The organism is Olsenella massiliensis (genome assembly GCF_001457795.1).
Classification (GTDB): domain Bacteria; phylum Actinomycetota; class Coriobacteriia; order Coriobacteriales; family Atopobiaceae; genus Olsenella_F; species Olsenella_F massiliensis.
Genome location: NZ_LN898209.1, coordinates 207,559 through 228,521 on the forward strand (window position 1 = coordinate 207,559; position 20,963 = coordinate 228,521).

A 20,963-nucleotide genomic window follows, 5' to 3' on the forward strand; every position below is an offset into this window, starting at 1 on the left:
GGCGGGAAAAAGCGCTCACCCTTTTATTCTTGTCATCGAGCGTGACAAGTCAAGACTGGTATTGTCGCGTGACTCCCGTATAGTGAAGGTGTCGTCTCCCTGCAGCAACAACTGGGTGAACCGACAAGCGTTTTGAGGGAGCCCATATATCGTCCTCAGTACAGGCATCCTCCGATGTTGAGGAAGCTGGAACCGGCGACGAGGGCACCCACCTGGGAAGGTGGGTTCATTTCGCGGCTGCAGGGAGCGACTTTTTTATGCCCGCTCGCCCTTGCGCGCACGCTGACGATGATATAGGCTAGACAACGCCGGGTCCCGACGATGACCCGCCGTCACCTTTGTCGTCTCTTAACCAGCTTTCACCCTGACGCCCCACCTTGGGCGCTTGTCTCGCGACGGTCGCGGCAGGCATGCCACCGTGGGACGGGGTGCTGCGTTGGGCCGTTGGCCCCATCACGAGATAGGAACGCATATGTCAGAAGAGGGTCCGAACGAGGGCGTCATGCCCGCCGGTGCCATCCCGACGTCGCCCGACGAGCCCGCCCGTCCCACGCGTGCGAGAAAGCCCAGAACTGCCAGGGCAAGGTCCTCCCGCTCCACCACGGGCGAGGACCAGGCCGCGCCCGAGCCGGCGCTGTCCGCGACGCAGGAGGCCCAGCCGCGCCGCCGTCGCAGAAGCCGCAAGGCGGAGCAGGCCGCCGCGCAGGACGTGCCGTCTGAGCAGGCGCAGCTCGACGTCAGGAACTTGACCGAGGCCGTCACCCAGGCCACGCAGGCGCTCGGGACGGTGCTTGATCCTCCGACCATGACCATCGCCGAGGCCGACGCCTTGGCCGTCCCCAAGAGGCGGGGCAGGAAGAAGAAGGTCCAGCAGGACGTCGCGGACGCAGCCGTGGCCACGGGGGCGGGGCATGCGGAGCGCCCTGAGGAGACGCGCGACGAGAAGCCCGCGTCGCCCACGCCCGTCGCGCCCGAGGAGCCTGGTCGCGCTGCGCCGCGTCCCGCGGCCCAAAAGCGTCGCGGCCGTCGCCCCCGCTCCGACGAGGGTGCCTCAGGCGCGTCAAACGGCTTTGACGGCCAGCGCAACAACCGCCGCAATCGCCGCAACCGCCGAAGCGGACAGGCGGCGCCCAATAACGCGCCCAGTCTCACGCGCGAGGAGCTCGAGTCCCTCAGGGTGGCGGAGCTCAGGTCCAAGGCGGCCGAGCTTGGCGTCGCGTACGTCGGTCTCAAGAAGGCCGAGCTCGTCACCAGCATCTATGAGGCGGCCGCGCGCGCCGAGGGCTTCAGGCGCGTGCGGGGCGTGCTCGAGATCCAGAACGAGGGCTACGGCTTCCTGCGCACGGGCAACTACATGCCCGGGGATGATGACGCCTTCGTGCACCAGCAGCTCATTCGCCAGCTTGGCCTGAGGCCCGGCGACGCCATCGAGGGGTCGGTGGGGCCCGCCCGCTCCAGCAACAGCAAGTATCCCCCCCTCCAGCGCGTCGAGACGGTTAACGGACGCGCGCCCGAGGAGATGCGCAACCGCCCCCGCTTCCGGGACCTCACGCCCATCTTCCCTAACGAGCGCCTGGTCATGGAACATGGCAAGGACTCCATCACCGGTCGCGCCATCGACCTCGTCGCGCCCATCGGCAAGGGCCAGCGAGGCCTCATCGTGAGTCCCCCTAAGGCGGGCAAGACCACGGTCCTCAAGCACATCTGCCAGTCCATCACGACGAACAATCCCGAGGTGGAGCTGCTCTGCCTTCTCGTGGACGAGCGTCCCGAGGAAGTCACCGACATGGAGCGCTCCATCAAGGGACAGGTCGTCGCCTCCACGTTCGACATGCCGGCGTCAAACCACACGGCCGTCTCGGAGCTCGTCATCGAGCATGCCAAGCGCCTGGTGGAGCTCGGCAAGGACGTCGCCGTGGTGCTCGACTCGATCACCAGGCTCGCTCGCGCGTACAACCTCGCCCAGCCCCCCTCCGGGCGCATCCTCTCGGGCGGCGTCGACTCCGCCGCGCTCTACCCGCCCAAGAAGTTCCTCGGCGCCGCCCGCAACATCGAGGGCGGGGGGTCGCTCACCATCATCGCCTCGGCGCTCGTCGACACGGGCTCAAAGATGGACGAGGTGATCTTTGAGGAGTTCAAGGGCACCGGCAACATGGAGATCAAGCTCGACCGCGACCTTGCCGACCGCCGGATCTTCCCGGCCATCGACCCGGTGGCGTCCGGCACCCGCAACGAGGAGCTTCTGCTTGACCCCCAGCTCACGCCCTTCATCTGGGGAATCCGCCGCGTCCTCGCCAACATGAACAACACGGAGCGCTCGGCTTCCGCCCTGGTCAAGGGCTTGCGGCAGACCAACGACAACCAGGAGTTCCTCATTCGCTCCGCCAAGCGCGCCCAGCAGTCCAGCGACTACATCGCCTAGCCGACGTCCTCGACGTCGCCGAGGGCGTCCGCGGGCGGGTCTGACGTCCGCAGGCGCCCCCCACCGCGCCCCTGCAAGGCAAAACGGCCGGCATCCGGGCGTCTTTCGCTTGCAAACGGCATGCCAGGCGGTATCATGCAAAGAGAGGGAACCTTCCGTTCCCATGTCGGCACATGCAGCTAAGACGAAACCTGCCGGACGAGCGTGACTCAGCATCGTGACTGCCAAGGCGTCAGTCTTTCCTGCACTGCCACAGTCGTCTCGTTAGGTCGGGCACCGCGACGTGCTCGCCCGAGGGGCGTGACGGTCGCGGCGCGAGGGAGTGACGATGGCTGGAAGCATACGTGACGAAGCGGTCCGAGCGGGCCTTGCCTGGTCGGCCACGCTTGGCGTCGGCATGACCCTGCTGCCTCGGGCGGCCCTTGCCGAGACGAGCGTCGCGGGGTCGTTGAGCCCGGACGTCGTGTATCCCTTCGCGCTCGGCGTGCTCGCGGGTTCCGTCATCACGGGCGTCGCCTGCGGCGTCAGCTTTGCGCTGCAGAGCCGTGCCGACATGAGGGCGTCCGAAGATCGCCCGGCAGGGGAGAGCCCCGCCGTCCCCCGTCCCGTCCCGTCCGCCGTCACGGATGACATTCCCGCCGTCCGTCCCCTGGAGCGTCAGGCATCGGCGGCGTCCCTTGCCGGCCGGGAGAGGCTCTCCGCCCTGCCCGACGTCGGCCGTCCGGCGGCCGGCGGCCACCTGTCGGACGGTCGGGGCGAGGGAGACCGCCCGCGCGTTTTGCCGATCACCGGGCATGCCGGGTCCCGCGCCCGGAAGGTCGAGCCCGACTCTGCCGCCTCGCCCTCGACGACGCCCCGCCGTGCTCCCACGACGGCGGCCAGCACCTCTGACGCCCCCGCGCGCGATGGCGCCCAGCACCTCTCGAGCGACCTCGAGGACTTTGCGGAGCACTACGTCAGCCGCATCACCTTGGCCGAGCGGCTCGCCGCAAAGGCGCGCGGCGTCAGGGAGGTGCTTGCCGAGCGACTGGGCGGCGACCGCTTTGAGGGTCTGCCCATCATCGAGCGCGCCGACGGCAGCGTGGGCGACGTGGGCACCTCGTGGTGGAACGACCGCCTGGGCGACTCCGTGCGCCTGGTCGGAGGCGACGTCGCGCCGGCGTCGTCGTGCGTCTCCGCAGGCGCCCCCGCGCGGCGGGCGGGAGCCGCCCCCGCCCCCGGCGTGACTCCCGGCACCGCCCGTGGCGCGCGCCCGACGGATGCGTGCGGACGGAGGTGGCCCGGGCCCCGCGCGGACGCCGCGGCGACTCAGGATTGCGTCCTCGCGACTGACGATGACGTCGACGTGCCCCTCGCCCCGACGGTCGGCGCACAGCGCGACGACGACTGGAATCTCGCGCTGGCCTCGATGGACGAGAAGATCAGCCTCTACGTTCCCGCCGAGGCTCCCGCCCTCGTCCCGTCCCATGACGAGACGCCCGCGCCCGTGCTCGCCGACCCCGCGTTCAACGCCCGCACGTACGTGGACGGCATCATCAAGGACGAGGCGTCCCGTCGCGCGCGCGCCTATGCGCAGATGGACCCCACGGACAGCCTGCACGTGCTCGACAGCTCGCTCTCGCTGCGCTCGACGGACGTCATCGCAGGCAGGGCGAACCGGCGGGCGCAGGCGGAGTACCAGCCCAGGCACATGGCCAAGCCCGCCCTGGTCGAAAACGCCATAGCCTAGGCGGCCATGACCTGCGCCGTGCGCTCGGCCGCTCCTCTTCCGGGTGACGGCGTGCCGCCGCGTCGCGCTGCGTCCTGAAAGCCCGTGCGTCTGGCGCTGCTGGGCGGCAGCGTGTTGTTACGAACAAAATAAGTATCCCCCGGCGCACCTGGCAGAAGCATAGGGGCGGCATAAAGTATCTGGTCAACCCCCGACCTGCACACCATCTGGTTGGTCGGACCGCTCAACCTTGGGAGGACATCATGACTCACTCACTCAGCAGGCGCGACCTCTTCAAGTTTGGCGGCCTGGCGGCCGCGGGTCTCGGCGGCGCGTCGCTTCTGGCCGGCTGCGGCGGCACGTCGGCGTCCAGCTCGGACAAGACGATCAAGATCGGCGTGCTCGGCCCCTTCTCGGGCAGCGTCGCCCAGTACGGCATCGCCTGCCGCAACGGCGCGGAGCTCTACTTTGCCAACAACCCCAGCATCGGCGACTACGCCGTCGAACTTGACGAGCAGGACGAGAAGGGCGACGCCACCGAGGCGCTCAACGCCTACAACAAGATGGTCGAGGACGGCGTCATCGGCATCATCGGCGACGTGACGTCCACGCCCTCCATCGCCGTCGCACAGGCCTCCGTGGCCGACAACCTCCCCTGCGTGACCCCCTCTGCCACGGCGGCCGAGGTGATCAGCTTTGGCCCCAACACCTTCCGCGCCTGCGTCACCGACCCCTTCCAGGGCAAGGTCATGGCCGACTTCGCGCAGTCGCAGGGCTGGAAGTCCGTCGGCACCATCTACAACAACGGCGACGACTACTCCACGGGCGTCAACGGGGCCTTCGTCGAGGAGGCGGGCAAGAAGGGCATCAGCGTCCCCCAGCAGTCCGCCTATCAGGACGGTGACGTGGACTTCAACAGCCAGCTCACGACCATCATCTCGGCGGGCGTTGACGCGATCTTCTGCCCCAACTACTACCAGGACGACGGCAAGATCATCACCCAGGCACGCCAGCAGGGATTCTCCGGCCCCATCTTTGGCGTGGACGGCTGGTCCAACATCGCCTCCGGCCAGTACGCCTCGGCGGCCGACCTTCAGAACTGCTACTATTGCTGCTCGTTCGTCGCGACCAACGAGGACGCCGGGGTCCAGGAGTTCGTGAAGGCCTACAAGGAGAAGTTCAACGAGGACCCCACGAACTTCTGCGCCCTCGGCTACGACGCGGCGAACGTCCTCGCCCAGGGCATCAAGGGCGCCCTCGACGCGGGCGGCGACCCTGCGAAGGACGACTTCAAGCAGGCGGTCATCGACCAGATCGCCAAGGGGAAGGTCCAGGGCGTGACGGGCGCCATCTCGTACGACGGCACGGGCGACCCCGTCAAGTCCACGCTCGTCATCAGCTTTGACGCGGACGGCACCGAGAAGGTGTTCACCACCATCGATGCCTAGCGGCGTGACATCGGGCACGGCACGGCGCCGGGGGCTTGTCGCCTGACTCCCGGCGCCGTGGCGTGCGACGGCGGCCGGCATCCGGCAGGACATCAGGAAGGGAAGGGTTGTGCCGTGACGGTTTTGACGCAGGTGCTCAACGGGCTGCAGCTGGGCAGCATCTATGCGCTCGTCGCGCTGGGCTACACGATGGTGTATGGCATCATCCTGCTGCTGAACTTCGCCCATGGCGACATCATCATGGCGGGCGCCTACATCTCATGGATCGTGATGGCGCAGCTGGGCCTCGGCCCCGTGCTCGCCATCGTGCTCTCGGTGGCCGGCTGCACGCTTCTGGGCGTGCTCATCGACAAGGTGGCCTACGCCCCTTTGCGCGAGGCGCCGAGGCTGTCGATCCTCATCACGGCAATCGGCGTCTCATACTTCCTGGAGAACGGTGCCCAGCTGGTCTTCGGCGCCGACGCCAAGGTGGTTCCCAGCTACGTTGACGTGGGCAACGTCCAGATCGGCGCCGCGCAGCTCTCGACGGTGGCCCTCATCACCGTGGTCGTGACCGTCGTCTCGACGGCCGTCCTGACCTTTCTCGTGCAGAGGACCAAGCTCGGAAAGGCCATGCGCGCGGTCTCCGAGGACATGGGCGCCGCCCGCCTCATGGGCATCAACGTCAACTCGACCATCTCCTTCACCTTCGCGATGGGCTCGGCCCTCGCGGGCATCGGCGCGGTGCTCTACAGCATGGCCTACACGCAGGCCTCGCCCACGATGGGCATCATGCTGGGCACCAAGGCCTTCGTCGCCGCCGTGCTCGGCGGCATCGGCTCCATACCCGGCGCCGTCATAGGCGGCCTGCTCGTCGGCTTCGCCGAGGTGTTCGTCTCGGCCATAGGCCTTTCCACCTGGAAGGACGCCGTGGTCTTCATGCTGCTCATCATCGTGCTCGTGGTGCGGCCCACCGGCATCCTCGGCCGTACCATGAGCGAGAAGGTCTAGGGGGGGGAAGCATGCGGACTCAGACCACGGACAAGCCCGTCATCTCGCTGGGCGCCACGGCGGGGCCCGTCCAGAGGCGCCTGTCCATGCCGATGCGCTACGCCATGAACGCGCTGCTCGTCCTTGCCTTCCTGCTCGTCGGCAACCTGCTCGTCGACGGGGGCGTCATCACCCGCTATCAGACGACGGTCCTCGAGCAGGTGGGCATCTACATCATCATGGCGGTGTCGCTCAACGTCGCGACGGGCTACCTGGGACAGCTGCCTTTGGGTCATGCCGGCTTCATGTCCGTGGGTGGGTATGCCTGCGCCATCTTCCTGATGCGGCTGGAGCCCGTCTTTGGGGTCGGCGCACGGGACTTCGTGACGGGAAGCCCCGCCGCCCTCGCCCTGCTCGTCCTCGCGCTGCTGTTCGGCGGCGCCGTGGCGGCCGTCTGCGGCATCATCATCGGCGTGCCGGCGCTCAGGCTCAAGGGCGACTACCTCGCCATCATCACGCTCGGCTTTGCCGAGATCATCCGCGTCGTCATGCAGAACGTCGATGCGGTCCTGGGCTTTGAGCTCACGGGCGGCGCCAAGGGCCTCACGGGCATCCCCAGCTACACGAACTTCGTCAACACCTTTGCGGTCGTGGCCGTCTCGCTCTTCGTCATCCACGCCCTGATGAAGTCGCGCCATGGTCGCGCCATCCTGGCCATTCGCGACAACGAGGTCGCCGCGGAGGCGTCGGGCGTCAACGTCACCTACTACAAGACGCTCGCCTTCGTCGCCTCCGCCTTCTTCGCGGGCGTCGGCGGGGGCCTCTACGCGGGCTGCGTCGGCGTCATGGCGCCGGCCAAGTTCGGCTTCATGAAGTCCATCGAGATACTGGTCATGGTGGTCCTCGGCGGCATGGGCTCCATGATCGGGTCGGTGCTTTCCGCCACCGTGCTGACGATCCTGCCCGAGGCCCTGCGCGCCTTCTCGGACTACCGCATGGTCGCCTACGCCGTCGTCCTGATCCTCGTCATGATCTTCCGCCCCCAGGGCCTGCTGGGCTCGTACGACTTCTCGCTGTCCCGCTGGGTCGAGAACGCCCTGAACGGACGCCTGCCCTGGAAGGACGCCCCGGTCGCCGCTGACCCTGGCGACCACGATGCGAAGGAGGCGAACGTCCATGCCTAAGGAAGGGCGCATGTCCGTGCCGACGGGTGGTGACGGCACGTCACCTTCGGCGGACGCCGTCGGCGCGCAGGGCGGACCCAGGAGGGGTCGCTCCGTGCTCGTGCAGATGGAGACCCCCAACCTCATTCCCGAGCGCGACCTCGGTTCGTTGCCGGTGCTCCAGGCCGAGCGCCTCGGCATCGACTTTGGCGGCCTCACGGCGGTCGACGACTTCTCCATCGCCCTGGGACGCACCGAGATCTCGGGCATCATCGGTCCCAACGGCGCGGGCAAGACGACAATCTTCAACCTGCTCACCAACGTCTACAAGCCCACGCGCGGCACAATCCTGCTTGACGGCGTTGACACGGCCAACAAGTCGATGGTCCAGGTCAACAAGATGGGCATCGCGCGCACCTTCCAGAACATCCGCCTCTTTGACAAGATGACGGTGGCCGAGAACGTGCTCGTGGGCTTCACGAACGCGATGTCCTCCTCCCTCGTCGCCGACATCCTGCGCCTGCCCAGCCACTGGCGCCAGGAGGAGGAGTTTCGCGACAGGACCCTTTCGCTCCTTGACATCTTTGGGATGCGCGGGCTTGCCGACGAGACCGCCGGCAACCTGCCCTATGGCGCCCAGCGTCGCCTTGAGATCCTGCGCGCGCTCGCGACCCAGCCTAAGGTGCTGCTTCTGGACGAGCCCGCCGCCGGCATGAACCCCAACGAGACCGAGGAGCTGATGAGCAACATCCAGCTCATCCGCGACGAGTTCCAGATCGCCATCCTTCTCATCGAGCATGACATGCAGCTCGTGAGCGGCGTCTGCGAGGGCGTCGCCGTGCTCGACTACGGCAAGATCATCTCCAAGGGCACGCCCGAGGAGATCCAGAACGACCCAAGGGTCATCGAGGCCTATCTGGGCAAGCAGGTTGGGGTGAGGTAGGTGGCGCAGATTCTGTCCGTCAAGGACCTGCACGTGTCGTACGGCGCGATCAAGGCGGTCCGGGGCATCTCGTTTGACATCAACGAGGGCGAGATCGTGTCGCTCATCGGGGCGAACGGTGCCGGCAAGTCGACGACGCTCGACACGATCGCGGGCCTCAATCGGCCCGAGGGCGGCTCAATCTCGTTCAAGGGCGAGGACATCGTGGGCACCCGGCCCCACAAGATCGTCGAGCGGGGCCTGGCGCTCTGTCCCGAGGGGCGTCGCGTGTTCACCCAGATGAGCGTCGGCGAGAACCTCGCCATGGGAGGCTACACCCGCACCGACGAGGAGAACCGCGAGCAGGTCGAGCGGGTCTACGCCCGTTTCCCGCGCCTCAAAGAGCGCGTCGCGCAGTCCGCCGGCACGCTGTCCGGCGGCGAGCAGCAGATGCTTGCCATGGGACGTGCCCTCATGAGCCGCCCGGACCTTCTCATGCTCGACGAGCCGTCCATGGGGCTCGCGCCCATCCTCGTCGAGGAGATCTTTGACATCATCAAGGAGCTCAACGAGCAGGGCACGACGATTCTGCTCGTCGAGCAGAACGCCTCCATGGCGCTCTCGATCGCGCGCCGCGGCTACGTCCTGGAGACGGGCACCATCAGCAAGACGGGCACGGGAGCCGAGCTCCTGCACGACGATGACGTGCGCAAGGCCTACCTGGGCGGATAGGGGAGGCAGCCGGGCGTCTTGCGAGGCGCCTCACGCCACTCGCGCCCCCGCCGAGCGTGCGGACAGGGTGCGCACCCACAGGCCCTCGACGCGGTTCTCCACCATGCCCAGGACGGCGTCGGCCACGCGCCGCGCCACGCGCTCGCCGTCGCAGACGGCGAGCATGGTCGCGCCCGACCCGCTTATCAGGTAGGCGGACGCCCCCGCCGCGAGCGCCGTGCGCCTGAGGGCCTCGTAGTCGGGGATGAGAGGTGCCCGGTACGGCTCGTGCAGCCTGTCCGAGGCGGCGGCGGAGAACAGCTCGAGGTCGCCCGTGACCAGGGCATGGACGGCGGCGACGCAGTGCCCCACCTGCCAGACGGCCGTCTCGAGCGAGACCTTTCGGGGCATGACCTCGCGGGCGTCGGCCGTGCGCAGCTCATAGGGCGGCGCGATTGCCACGAAGCTGACGTTGGGCGCCACCTCGAGGCGGACGGGATGGGTGCGACCCCGGTCGACGAACGAGCTCACGAGCCCGCCCAGGATGGCGGGCGCCACGTTGTCCGGATGCCCCTCAAGCTCGCAGGCGATGTCCAGCGCCTGGTCACGATCGAGGCCGTCTCCCACCAGCTCCTGCGCCGCGATGACGCCCGCGACGACGCAGGCGGAGCTTGACCCCAGGCCGCCCGAGAGGGGGATGGGGGAGTCTATGGTGATGTGCAGGGGCCTCGGCTCGCGGCGGAGCCTGCGGCAGGTCTCCAGGAAGCTCGTCCATACGAGGTTGTCCGCACCCCTGAACCGCTCGGGGCAGCCGTCGATGCGGGTGAGGGAGGCCGTCTCAAACGAGAAGCGCGCGACGAGGTCGAGCGCCATGCCAAGACAGTCAAAGCCCACGCCCACGTTGGCCGAGGTCGCGGGCACCTCGATGACGACGGACGTCGCCCGTCGCGCGCCTTCGGGCGACGTCGCGGCGCGCGGGCGGCTCATCGGAAGATCCTCGCGCAGGCGTGGGACAGGAAGCTCCTCATGGCGCCTCGCCCGCAGATGGAGTCATGGGCGATCGGGGCGCTCCGCAGGTCGCACAGCTGGGGCGGCGCGCAGATGCCCGTGCGGTCCTGGAGCTCGTCCATGCAGGCGAAGTCACTCATGCCCTGCGTCGCGACGCCCAGCGCCGCGAGGACGTCGGCCGAGAACTTGTAGGGATTTGCCGTCGAGAGGCACACGCGCTGGCGTCCCTCGGGCGCGCGGCGGCGCAGCACGCAGGAGGCGACGGCCGTGTGCGGGTCGATGAGCACGCCCTCGTCCTCCCAGGCCGAGCGGATGGCCGCGCTCGTCTCGGCGTCCGTGGCAAAGTCGCCGTCAAAGGTCTCGCGGAGCCGTGCGAGCCATGTCGCGCCGATGTCGTAGACGCCCTCGCGCGCGAGGGAGCCCATCCAGGCGGCCACCTGCTCGACGTCGCCGTTCGTGAGGTAGTAGAGCATGCGCTCGAGGTTGGACGAGACCAGGATGTCCATGGAGGGCGAGATGGTCTTGACGAACGCGCGCCGCCGGTCGTAGACGCCGGTCGAGAGAAAGTCGGTGAGGACCTTGTTGGTGTTGGACGCCACGACGAGCCTGCCCACGGGAAGGCCCAGCCGCTTGGCAAAGTAGCCCGCGAGCACGTCACCGAAGTTGCCCGTGGGGACGCAGAAGTCAACGGCCTCGCCGAGCGTGACGGCTCCCCTGCGCACGAGCTGGGCGTAGGCGTCAACGTAGTACACGACTTGGGGGGCGAGCCGCCCGACGTTGATGGAGTTGGCGCTCGAGAGGGCGACGCCGCCCGCGGCGAGCTCGTCGCGCAGGGCGACGTCGGCAAAGATCCGCTTGACCTCGGCCTGACAGTCGTCAAAGGTGCCCGTGACGCCGCAGACGGCGACGTTGCGGCCCGTCTGGGTGGCCATCTGAAGGTGCTGGGTCTCGGAGACCTTGCCCTCCGGGTAGAAGACCGTGACGCCGCAGCCCTCGACGCCGGCGAAGCCGGCGAGCGCGGCCTTGCCCGTGTCGCCCGAGGTCGCGGTCACGATCATGATGCGCGGGCCGTCCGCGTCGCGCGCGGCGGTCATGAGGCGGGGGAGCATCTGGAGGGCGACGTCCTTGAAGGCGCAGGTGGGGCCATGGTAGAGCTCGAGCAGCCAGTCGTGCCCCAGGGGCGAGACGGGCGTCACGGCGGCGCTGTCGAAGGTGTCGCCATAGGCGCCGGCGACGCAGTCCTTGACCTGCTCGTCGCTGAAGTCGGGCAACAGCGTCGAGAGCACCTGGCACGCCGTCTGACGGTAGCCCTGCCCCGTCACGACCGAAAGGTCAAGCTTTCTGTCGCCCAGCTGGTCCGAGACGTACAGGCCCCCGTCCGGGGCGATGCCGGAAAGTATTGCTTGCTTGCTTGTTACGGAGCCGCCGCAGCCTCGCGTGCTGTGATAGAACGTTTCCACGGGTGCGCTCCTTGTCCTCGTGCATGCATGGGCGTGCGCACCGTATGATAGCGTTGCCCGCCCAGGGGCAGCGGAGCCGTCACACACTCGAAAGATTGGATCAAGATGAAGATTGCCCTTCTCGGACACGGCACGGTGGGCCAGGGAGTAGACCGCATCATAGCCGAGAGGGTCGAGGGCGTGAAGGTCGCGCGCATCCTCGAGCTCCCGGGGCGCCTCACGGACCCGCGCATGACCGCCAACTTTGACGACATCGTCAACGACGACGAGATAGAGCTCGTCGTCGAGTGCATGGGCGGCATCGAGCCGGCCCACGCCTTCATCGTGCGGGCGCTGTCGGCGGGCAAGGCGGTCGTGACGTCCAACAAGGCGGTCGTCGCCGCGCACTTTGCCGAGTTTGCGCAAGTTGCCGCCACGTCGGGGTCCGCCCTGCTCATCGAGGCCACCTGCGCCGGCGGCATCCCCTGGATCTCCGGCATCGAGAGGGTCCGTCGCGTCGATGACGTGACGTCCTTCTCGGGCATCATGAACGGCACCACCAACTACGTCATCGACGCCATGGTCAGGCAGGGGGCCGACTTCGCCGACGTGCTCGCCGAGGCTCAGCGCCTGGGCTATGCCGAGCGCGACCCCTCCGCCGACATCGACGGCGTGGACGTGCGCAACAAGACCCTCATAGCCGCCTGCGTCGCGTTTGGGGTCGCCTGCACGGGGCAGTTCCCCGTCACGGGGCTGCGTACCGTGACGAAGGCCGACATCGACCTGCTGGCCTCGCTGGGCCGCACGGTCAAGCTCCTGGGTCGCGGCGTGCGCGCGGGCGGCTCCTATGCCGTCTGCGTCGAGCCCGTGGCGCTGCCCCAGGAGACCCTCGAGGCGCACGTGCCCTCCAACTTCAACCTCGTGACGCTCGTGGGCTCCACGGTGGGCGAGCTCAAGTTCTACGGCCAGGGCGCCGGCATGCTCCCCACGGGCAACGCCATCGTCCAGGACGTCATCGACTATCAGGAGGGACGGCGCCCTCGCTATGACCTCGGCAGCGAGCTGGCCTATGACCCCACGCTCCTTAAGGGCGACTACCTGTTCCGCACGGCGGGTCGCCCCGCGGGGGGCGAGGCCTGCGCGCCCGGCGCGTACGTGGTGCGGGACGTGACGGCACAGGAGGCGCGCGAGCTGTTCGAGCGAGCGCTTGAGACGGATGCGACCTCCTTCATGGCGGCGCTCCCGCAGGAGGCGTAGATGATCAAGGTCGCAAAGTTCGGTGGCTCGAGCGTCGCGGACGCGGAGCAGTTCAAGAAGGTCAAGGGCATCGTTGACGCCGACCCCGACCGCCGCTTCGTGGTGGTGTCGGCCTCCGGAAGGCGCTTCGCCCAGGACAACAAGGTCACGGACCTGCTTCTGCTCGTCAACGCCCACATCGAGTACCACGTCGACTGCACCGCGCTTCTGCACGAGATCGAGCGGCGCTACGTTGACATCAAGGAGGCGCTGGGCCTGAGCTTCCCGGTGCGGGAGAGGTTCGACGACTTCATCGACTCCATCCATGCCCATTCCCCCGAGTTCGTCGTCTCGCGCGGGGAGTGGTTCACGGCGCAGCTCATGGCCGAGTACCTGGAAAAGCCCTTCCTCGACGCGCGCGACGTCATCGTCTTCCACCATGACGGCACCGTCGACCTCGAGCGCACGCAGCTGCGCATTCGCGACGCGGTGCAGCGCCTGGGGGACTTTGTGATGCCGGGCTTCTACGGCTCCACGGTGGACGGCTCCATCAAGCTCTTCCAGCGCGGCGGCGGCGACATCTCCGGCGCGATTCTGGCCCGCTGCATCGACGCCAACCTCTATGAGAACTGGACTGACGTCTCGGGCTTCCTCTCGGCCGACCCGCGCGTCGTGGACGACCCGCGCACCATCCATCGCATCACCTTCGACGAGATGCGCGAGCTGTCCTACATGGGCGCGTCCGTCCTGCAGGAGGACTCCATCTTCCCGGTGCGCGAGGTGGGCATCCCCATCCAGATCAAGAACACCAACCTTCCCGAGAAGCGCGGCACCACGATCTCCGAGGTGGCCAAGGACGGCGCCCGCGAGCACCTCATCACCGGCATAGCCGGCAAGAAGGACTTCCTGGCCGTGCACGTGCAGAAGGCGCACATGTCGTCCAAGGTGGGCTTCGTGCGCCGGGCGCTCTCCGTCTTCGAGCGCTACGGCGTCTCGGTGGAGCACATCCCCACGGGCGTCGACTCCTTCGGCGTCGTGGTCAGCGCCGCCGACGTCAAGGACAACATCTATGCCATCGTCCATGACCTGCAGAAGGAGCTCGAGCCCGACAGCATCAACGTGGTCGACCAGCTTGCGCTCATCTCGGTCGTCGGGCGCAACATGAGCCGTCGTGCCGGCACGTCGGGCCGCGTCTTTGGCGTCCTCGGCGAGGCGGGCATCAACATCCGCATGATCACCCAGAGCTCGCAGGAGATCTCCATCATCATGGGCGTCAGCAACGCGGACTTCGAGCGCGCCATCCGTTGCATCTACGATAACTTCGTCGACACTGAGATGGTCGACATGCCCAGGCAGGCTACGCTCGCCTAGGCGACCTCGCCCGCCGACGGGCGCCCACGCTCACTCACGCTACCAAAGGGGACAGACATGACAGGTAAGGTTGTTGCGATACTGGGCGCGACGGGCGTCGTCGGCACGCAGATGAGACGCTGCCTCGAGGAGCGGGACTTTCCCGTGCGCGAGCTCGTCCCCCTGGCCAGCGCCCGGTCGGCAGGAAGCACGGTGAGCTTTCGGGGCGGCGAGGTCACCGTGCGCGAGGCGACGCCCGACGCCTTCGAGGGCGCCGACATCGTGCTGGGCGCCGCAGGCGACGCGCAGGCCAAGGAGCTGCTGCCCGAGGCGGCCCGCCGGGGGGCCGTGGTCGTGGACAACTCCCACGCCTTCAGGCTCGACGCCGACGTGCCCCTGGTCATCCCCGAGATCAACGCCCACGACATCGCCCGGCATCCGCGCAACATCATCGCCAACCCCAACTGCGCCACGATCATCGGCCTCGTGCCCGTGTGGCCGCTGCATCAGGCGGCAGGCCTCACGAGGCTCGTCGTGAGCACCTACCAGGCGGCGTCCGGCGCGGGCAAGCCGGGCCTGGACGAGTTGGAGCGCGAGGTCAGGGCCATCGTTGCCGGCAAGGAGCCGGGGGCCACCGACCCGTTTGCCTATCAGCTCGCCTTCAACCTCATACCTCAGATCGGGGGCTTTGACGACGAGGGGCACACGTCCGAGGAGATGAAGATGCAGAACGAGGGGCGCAAGATCATGCATCTTCCCGACCTGCGCGTCAGCTGCACCTGCGTGCGCGTGCCCGTCCTACGCTCCCACTCCGAGTCCATCACGCTGGAGTTCGAGCGTCCCCTCTCGCCGGACGAGGCCCGAGAGATCCTTGCCGACGCCCCGGGCGTGCGCCTGGTGGACGACCCGTGCGCGCTGCGCTATCCCATGCCGCTCGAGACGAGCGACCAGGACCTGGTGTACGTGGGCCGCATCCGCCGCGACCTCTCGGCGCCCGAGGGCACCCACGCCCTGACGCTCTTCTGCTGCGGCGACCAGATTCGCAAGGGCGCCGCCACCAACGCGGTCCAGATCGCCGAGCACCTGCTCTGAGGGGCCCCTGCCGCTGCGTCGCGGTCCCCGTGGGTTTCCCGACGCAGGCGCGCGGGCGGCGTCCGTCGTTTCGCCACCCGCGCCCCACTGCCGTAGAATCAGGATGACGCGGCGCGAGGGCGCGCCGCCGGACGTCGCCTCGCGGTGGCGGCTTGGAAGGGGAGTGCGGAGGTACGTGGCAGGAGACGCAGGTCAGAGGAACGCCCGGAGGGCGCGATCCCGGCCCCGCTCGACGGGCCAGGGTCCGTCCCGGCGCAGGGGCTCGACGACGGGGCGGAACCGGACGGTGCGGCCCTCGGCCAAGGCCCGGCCTGCGGGCCCTGGCGCCACGCGCCCTCGTCAGGGGAGCGCAAGGCCCCGACCTCGCGCCGCCACGCCCCGCGACGACGTCGCCGATCGCTCCCTGCGCCGGCGTTTTGCGAGACGCCTCTGGGTCGTCCTCTTGTGCTACGTCATGGGTTGGGCGGGCTACCTTGCGTGCTTCGTCCTTCATCCCGACCTGCTCGGCTCCGTCAAGGTGGCGCTTCCCCTCTATCTGCTCATGGTGACGCTCACCTTCGCGCTGGGCGCCGCAGTCGCGCCCCAGCGCTCCTGGGGCTGGGGGCGCCTGCTCGTCGTCCCGGCCCTTGGCCTCGCGTTTGCCCTGCTCCAGCTGGGAGTGGTGCTCGGGGCTCGTCTGACGCTTCCGCACGGGTCGATCCTGCCGCTCTGGGAGTACGTCGCCATCGGTGCCTGTGCCGCCCTGCTGGGGCTCGTCGCGGGGCTGTACGGGTCCTTCATGCTGCGTCGGGCCCGTGGCGACGAAGGTCGCTAGCGGCGCGGCGGCCCCGGGGCGTCTCCGGCAGGTCCCCGTGTCGCCCTGGGGGGCGCTGGCGCATATGCGCAGGCATGCAGACAGGCGCCCCGCGCAGGTGGCTATCGGATACAATAGGTGGGCTATCGCGCTGTCGTACTGTCCCTAGATTCGCGTTTCGTGTGACGGAGGATTCATGGCACTTTCCACCGAGGACGTCGCCGGCATCGCCGACTACGCCCGCATCGCCCTTGACGCCCAGGAGCTCGAGGAGATGACCGCCTATCTCAACGACGCGGTCCGCCTCCTGGAGCCCATACGTGCCTATGGCCTCAAGGGGGTCGACCCCACCTACCATCCCATCGGGGACCTCTCCAACGTGATGGGACGGGACGTCGTCGACGCCTCCGAGCGCGCGCTGCCCCTGGATGACGCCCTCCGCAACGCCGGCAGCGTCGAGGGTCGCTACTTTCGCGTGCCCTCCATCCTGGGCGACGGGGAAGGTGATCGCTGATGGCCAGCCTTGACGAGCTCTCCTGCGCGCAGATCGCGCGGGGTGTGGCGGCCGGTGACTTCTCGGCCGTGGAGGTGGCGCAGGCCTCGCTGTCTGCCATCGAGGCGCGCGAGCCCGCCGTGCGAGCCCTGTTGCAGGTGACTGCCGAGCTCGCGCTAGCGGCGGCCGGCGCGACGGACGAGCGACGCGCCCGGGGAGAGGCCCTTGGCCCCCTCGCCGGCGTGCCCACGGCGTTCAAGGACAACATGCATCTGGTGGGCACGCGCACGACCTGCGCCTCGAGGATGCTCGAAGGCTACGAGTCCGTCTTCACGGCAAGCTGCGTGCAGAGGATGATCGACGCCGGCGCGACGCCCATGGCCAAGGCCAACATGGACGAGTTCGCCTTCGGCTCGTCCACCGAGACCTCCGCCTTCCATCCCACGGCCAACCCCTGGGACCTCGAGCGCGTGCCGGGCGGGTCGTCCGGCGGGTCGGCGGCCGCCGTGGCCGCCGGCGAGGTGACCCTCTCCTTGGGCTCCGACACGGGAGGCTCCATCCGCCAGCCCGCCTCGCTGTGCGGCGTCGTGGGGCTCAAGCCCAGCTACGGCCTCGTCAGCCGCTACGGCGTCGTCGCCTTTGGCAGCTCGCTCGACCAGGTGGGCCCCTTCGGGCGCCGCGTCGAGGACGTGGCCCTCGCCATGGACGCGCTCGTCGGCCCCGGGCGCGATCCCTTTGACTCGACGAGCCAGGACTGTCGCGCCGACTTCCTCGAGAGCCTCGAGGATTCCATCGAGGGGATGACGGTGGGGGTCGTGCCCGAGCTTTTGGAGGTCAAAGGGCTCACTGACGAGGTGCGTCAGGCCGTCGGCCGGGCGCGCTCGGCGCTCGAGGGGCAGGGTGCCAACGTCGTCGAGGTCAGCCTGCCCAACATCGCGAGCTCCATAGCCGCCTACTACGTGATAGCCCCCTGCGAGGCCTTCAGCAACCTCGCCCGCTTTGACGGCGTTCGCTATGGCTATCAGGAGCCAGGCTGCGCCACGCTCGCCGAGCAGAGCTCCCTCTCGCGCGCGCACGGCTTTGGCGAGGAGGCCAAGCGCCGTCAGATGCTCGGGGCCTACCTGCTCTCGAGCGGCGTGTACGACCAGTACTACTACCCGGCCCAACAGGTCCGCACCCTCATCACGCAGGACTACGCCCGCGCCTTCGCACGGTGCGACGTCATCCTCATGCCCGCCTCCCCCCGCACGGCCTTCAGGTTTGGCGAGATAAGCGACCCCCTGCAGATGTATGCGTCGGACATGTTCACCATCAGCAGCAACATCGCCGGCAACGGCGCCGTCTCGGTGCCGCTGGGTCTGGGGCGCGACACGGGCCTCCCCGTGTCCGCGCAGCTCCAGGGCCCGGCCTTCGAGGACCGCCGCCTGCTGACCTTCGCCCGCGCGCTCGAGCGCGCCGTGGACGCCGGGGGAGGCCTCGGCAAGGGGGCGCCCGTCGCCCCGGGCTGCGCCGGCAGGGGAGGCGAGCTTTGATGAGGTCGCTTCCGGAGGTGCTCGAGGACTGGGAGGCCGTCATCGGCCTCGAGGTCCACACCGAGCTCACGACGCTCGACACCAAGATGTTCTGCAACTGCCGTCTCAGTCACGACGACGAGCCCAACGCCAACGTGTGTCCCGTGTGCCTGGGCCTGCCGGGCGCCCTGCCCGTGCCCAACCGCCGGGCCATCCAGTCCATCGTGATGGCGGGTCTCGCCACGAACTGCCAGATCATGCGCCGCTCGATGTTCTACCGCAAGCACTACTTCTATCCCGACATGGCAAAGAACTTCCAGACCACCCAGGGTCCCGTCGCCTTCTGCATGCACGGCCATCTTGACCTTGAGGTCGCCGGAGAGCATGCCAGGGAGCGCCCGCGGCGGGAGGGCGGCGCCCCCGACGACCGGACGTTGCCGATCGTACGAGCCGAGGATGGCTCGTACGTGGCCCCCATCCGCATCCTGCGCATCCACATGGAGGAGGACGCCGCCAAGATGGTGCACGCCGGCGGCGCGGAGGGCCGCATAGCCGGGGCGAACGAGTCCTTCATCGACTACAACCGCTGCGGCACCCCCCTCATCGAGCTGGTCACGGAGCCCGACCTGCGCACGCCGGAGGAGGCGCGCCTGTTCATGGAGAAGCTGCGCCAGACCTTTTTGGCCCTGGGCATCTCCGACTGCTCCCTGGAGTCGGGCTCCATGCGCTGCGACGGCAACGTCTCGCTGCGCCGCCGGGGCGAGACGCGCCTGGGCACCAAGACCGAGATGAAGAACATCAACTCCTTCAAGAGCCTGCATGACGCCCTGGAGTACGAGATCTGCCGCCAGGCGGAGGTCCTGGAGGAGGGGGGCGTCGTCTTTCAGGAGACGCGCCACTGGGAGCCGGCCCGACGCCGCACGGTTGTCATGAGGGTCAAGGAGACCGCCGACGACTACCGCCTCTTCCCTGACCCCGACCTCGCGCCCTTCGACCTCTCGGACGCCTTCGTCGAGGAGGCGCGCTCGCGCATCCCCGAGCTGCCGGATGCGAAGCGCGACCGCTTCGTGACGACCCTGGGCCTCAAGCGCCCCGACGCCGCGCAGATAGCGGGCGACCCCGCGACGGCGGCGCTCTTCGAGCGCGCGCTCGACCTGGCGGGCGAGAAGACGGCCGGGACGCTGGCGAACGTCGTCGTCAACCTCCTGCCTGCCTACGCGTCCGTCAGCGCCTCCCAGGCGGCCTCCGTCGCGCGGCTGCTCGCGGCCGACGCCATCAGCTTCGCGCAGGCCCGCGAGGTGCTCGAGGCGGTGGACGGCAGCGGGCGTGACCCCGAGGCCGTCGTCGACGAGCGCGGCCTGCGTCAGAGCACCGACGAGGGAACGCTTCGCCCGGTGGTCGACGTGGTGCTTGAGCGCTGCCCCGACCAGGTGCGACAGTATCGCGACGGCAATGCCAAGGTCCTCGGCTTTTTGGTGGGCCAGTGCATGAAGGCCTCCAAGGCGGCGGGCGTCAAGGGCAACCCCAAGCTCTTCAACCAGCTGCTTCGCGGCAGGCTCGAGGCCTAGGGACCCGTGCCGCCGCCCTCGCGCCCGCCGGCCCTGCGGCGGCGTGCGAGGCTGACAGGAGACATCGTCTCGTCCGTAGCGACCAAGGAGGCAGCCATGGCAGCCCACGACCTCACCGTCATTCATCACCCCCGATGCGGCACCTGCAAGAGGGCCCTGCGCTGGCTCGACGAGCGTGGCGTCGCCTACGCGCTGCGCGACATCGTCGCCGAGCGGCCCGCCAAGGACGAGCTTCAAGCCTGGCAGGCCGCCTCGGGCCTGCCGCCGCGGCGACTCTTCAACACGAGCGGCAGGCTGTACCGCGAGCGGAAGCTCAAGGAGCGCCTTGACGCCGGCATCAGCCGTGACGAGGCGTGCGCCATCCTCGCCGAGGACGGGATGCTCGTCAGGCGACCTCTCGTCGTCGGTACCCGAGATGACGGGACGCCGCTGGTCCTGGTGGGCTTCAAGGAGGCCCGGTGGCAGGAGGAGCTTCTCTAGGGCGCCGGGCGCCCGTCATCTTGTGCGGGGCCGCCGTGCGGCCTATGATTGACCCCATTGCGGCAGGGGAGGCAGACGGCGCAGGGGCGACCCCCGACCTCGCGAGGGCATCGACCCCATTGCGGCAGGGGAGGCAGGCTCATGCCCAACATGACGGATTACCTGCGGTGGCGTGGGGACCTACGCTTTGACGAACGGCCGTTTAACGAGGTGGACGCCCTGGTCCTGGCGACCGCGTCCTATCTTGACCTGGCCCGCGTCGTGCCGCCTCGGGGGAGCTGCTCCACCTTGGGTGACGCCTGCGCGCAGATCCTCGCCGAGGCCCAGGGGGACCTGTCGCCCTTCGTCCGGTCGCTGGCGAACCTGGACGTCGAGTTCGTCAGCGACCTTGCCACAAGCCGCCGCTTTGGGACCTTGCGACTGAGCGGCTGCGTCGACGTCGTCGACGAGTCGCGCGCCCTGCAGTTTGCCGCCATGTGCGTCGAGCTTCCCGAGGCCCTCGTCGTCGCGTTTCGGGGCACCGACAGCACGCCGAACAGGATGGCGACGAACAGGGCGGCGATGGGGTTGAGCTGGGCGCTGAGGGCGATGGCGACGCCGTCGAAGCCAAAGCCCGACCCAAAGCCGTCCGCCAGGCGGTAGGGCGTCTT

18 protein-coding genes are annotated in these 20,963 nt (G+C 68.7%); 16 read left to right on the plus strand and 2 right to left on the minus strand.

Going from position 1 to position 20,963, the window contains the following annotated elements:
• Window positions 1–472 precede the first annotated feature (472 nt).
• The 7 genes from rho to BN3001_RS02135 all read left to right on the plus strand — a co-directional run bounded on the left by rho (window position 473) and on the right by BN3001_RS02135 (window position 9,364).
• Window positions 473–2,422 carry a transcription termination factor Rho gene (gene rho / locus BN3001_RS08110; RefSeq protein ID WP_082629916.1) on the plus strand — a complete coding sequence of 650 codons (1,950 nt, stop codon included), beginning with the start codon at window positions 473–475 and terminating at the stop codon, window positions 2,420–2,422.
• Window positions 2,423–2,750: 328 nt separating this feature from the next.
• A complete protein-coding gene (locus BN3001_RS02110; protein WP_058270167.1) occupies window positions 2,751–4,151 on the plus strand; it encodes a hypothetical protein in 1,401 nt (466 codons plus the stop codon).
• A 242-nt stretch (window positions 4,152–4,393) separates the two neighbouring features.
• Entirely contained in the window at window positions 4,394–5,578 is a 1,185-nt protein-coding gene (locus BN3001_RS02115) for an ABC transporter substrate-binding protein (RefSeq protein WP_058270168.1), read from the plus strand.
• Between the two features lie 114 nt (window positions 5,579–5,692).
• Window positions 5,693–6,568 carry a branched-chain amino acid ABC transporter permease gene (locus BN3001_RS02120; protein WP_058270169.1) on the plus strand — a complete coding sequence of 292 codons (876 nt, stop codon included), beginning with the start codon at window positions 5,693–5,695 and terminating at the stop codon, window positions 6,566–6,568.
• A gap of 11 nt (window positions 6,569–6,579) precedes the next feature.
• The gene (locus BN3001_RS02125) at window positions 6,580–7,731 is read left to right on the plus strand and encodes a branched-chain amino acid ABC transporter permease (protein WP_058270170.1); all 1,152 of its coding nucleotides are present in this window, start codon (window positions 6,580–6,582) and stop codon (window positions 7,729–7,731) included.
• Between the two features lie 106 nt (window positions 7,732–7,837).
• Window positions 7,838–8,653: an ABC transporter ATP-binding protein gene (locus BN3001_RS02130; RefSeq protein WP_058270205.1), complete on the plus strand. Its 816-nt coding sequence runs from the start codon at window positions 7,838–7,840 to the stop codon at window positions 8,651–8,653.
• Complete coding sequence (locus BN3001_RS02135) at window positions 8,654–9,364, plus strand: ABC transporter ATP-binding protein (RefSeq protein ID WP_058270171.1); 711 nt, start codon at window positions 8,654–8,656, stop codon at window positions 9,362–9,364.
• Between the two features lie 30 nt (window positions 9,365–9,394).
• Here the strand turns inward: BN3001_RS02135 and thrB are convergent, their stop codons facing one another.
• Window positions 9,395–10,330: a homoserine kinase gene (gene thrB / locus BN3001_RS02140; RefSeq protein WP_058270172.1), complete on the minus strand. Its 936-nt coding sequence runs from the start codon at window positions 10,328–10,330 to the stop codon at window positions 9,395–9,397.
• The gene (gene thrC, locus BN3001_RS02145) at window positions 10,327–11,811 is read right to left on the minus strand and encodes a threonine synthase (RefSeq protein WP_058270173.1); all 1,485 of its coding nucleotides are present in this window, start codon (window positions 11,809–11,811) and stop codon (window positions 10,327–10,329) included. The genes thrB and thrC overlap by 4 nt, the downstream gene beginning before the upstream one ends.
• A gap of 105 nt (window positions 11,812–11,916) precedes the next feature.
• Here thrC and BN3001_RS02150 point away from each other — a divergent pair, with 105 nt between their 5' ends.
• From BN3001_RS02150 to BN3001_RS02190, 9 genes are all read left to right on the plus strand, one after another.
• Window positions 11,917–13,047, plus strand: a complete 1,131-nt coding sequence (locus BN3001_RS02150) for a homoserine dehydrogenase (RefSeq protein ID WP_058270174.1) — start codon at window positions 11,917–11,919, stop codon at window positions 13,045–13,047.
• Window positions 13,048–14,397: an aspartate kinase gene (locus BN3001_RS02155; RefSeq protein WP_058270175.1), complete on the plus strand. Its 1,350-nt coding sequence runs from the start codon at window positions 13,048–13,050 to the stop codon at window positions 14,395–14,397.
• Between the two features lie 57 nt (window positions 14,398–14,454).
• Window positions 14,455–15,468, plus strand: coding sequence for an aspartate-semialdehyde dehydrogenase (locus BN3001_RS02160; protein WP_058270176.1), 1,014 nt, complete (start codon window positions 14,455–14,457; stop codon window positions 15,466–15,468).
• Window positions 15,469–15,910: 442 nt separating this feature from the next.
• The gene (locus BN3001_RS02165; RefSeq protein WP_148362921.1) at window positions 15,911–16,282 is read left to right on the plus strand and encodes a hypothetical protein; all 372 of its coding nucleotides are present in this window, start codon (window positions 15,911–15,913) and stop codon (window positions 16,280–16,282) included.
• Window positions 16,283–16,457: 175 nt separating this feature from the next.
• The gene (locus BN3001_RS02170) at window positions 16,458–16,775 is read left to right on the plus strand and encodes an Asp-tRNA(Asn)/Glu-tRNA(Gln) amidotransferase subunit GatC (protein WP_058270178.1); all 318 of its coding nucleotides are present in this window, start codon (window positions 16,458–16,460) and stop codon (window positions 16,773–16,775) included.
• On the plus strand, window positions 16,775–18,286 hold the full coding sequence (gene gatA / locus BN3001_RS02175; RefSeq protein ID WP_058270179.1) for an Asp-tRNA(Asn)/Glu-tRNA(Gln) amidotransferase subunit GatA: 1,512 nt from the start codon (window positions 16,775–16,777) through the stop codon (window positions 18,284–18,286). Before BN3001_RS02170 ends, gatA begins: the two co-directional genes overlap by 1 nt.
• On the plus strand, window positions 18,286–19,833 hold the full coding sequence (gene gatB / locus BN3001_RS02180; protein ID WP_058270180.1) for an Asp-tRNA(Asn)/Glu-tRNA(Gln) amidotransferase subunit GatB: 1,548 nt from the start codon (window positions 18,286–18,288) through the stop codon (window positions 19,831–19,833). Before gatA ends, gatB begins: the two co-directional genes overlap by 1 nt.
• A gap of 96 nt (window positions 19,834–19,929) precedes the next feature.
• Window positions 19,930–20,313, plus strand: a complete 384-nt coding sequence (locus tag BN3001_RS02185) for a Spx/MgsR family RNA polymerase-binding regulatory protein (protein ID WP_058270181.1) — start codon at window positions 19,930–19,932, stop codon at window positions 20,311–20,313.
• A gap of 141 nt (window positions 20,314–20,454) precedes the next feature.
• Complete coding sequence (locus tag BN3001_RS02190) at window positions 20,455–20,955, plus strand: Mbeg1-like protein (RefSeq protein ID WP_058270182.1); 501 nt, start codon at window positions 20,455–20,457, stop codon at window positions 20,953–20,955.
• Window positions 20,956–20,963: the final 8 nt, after the last annotated feature.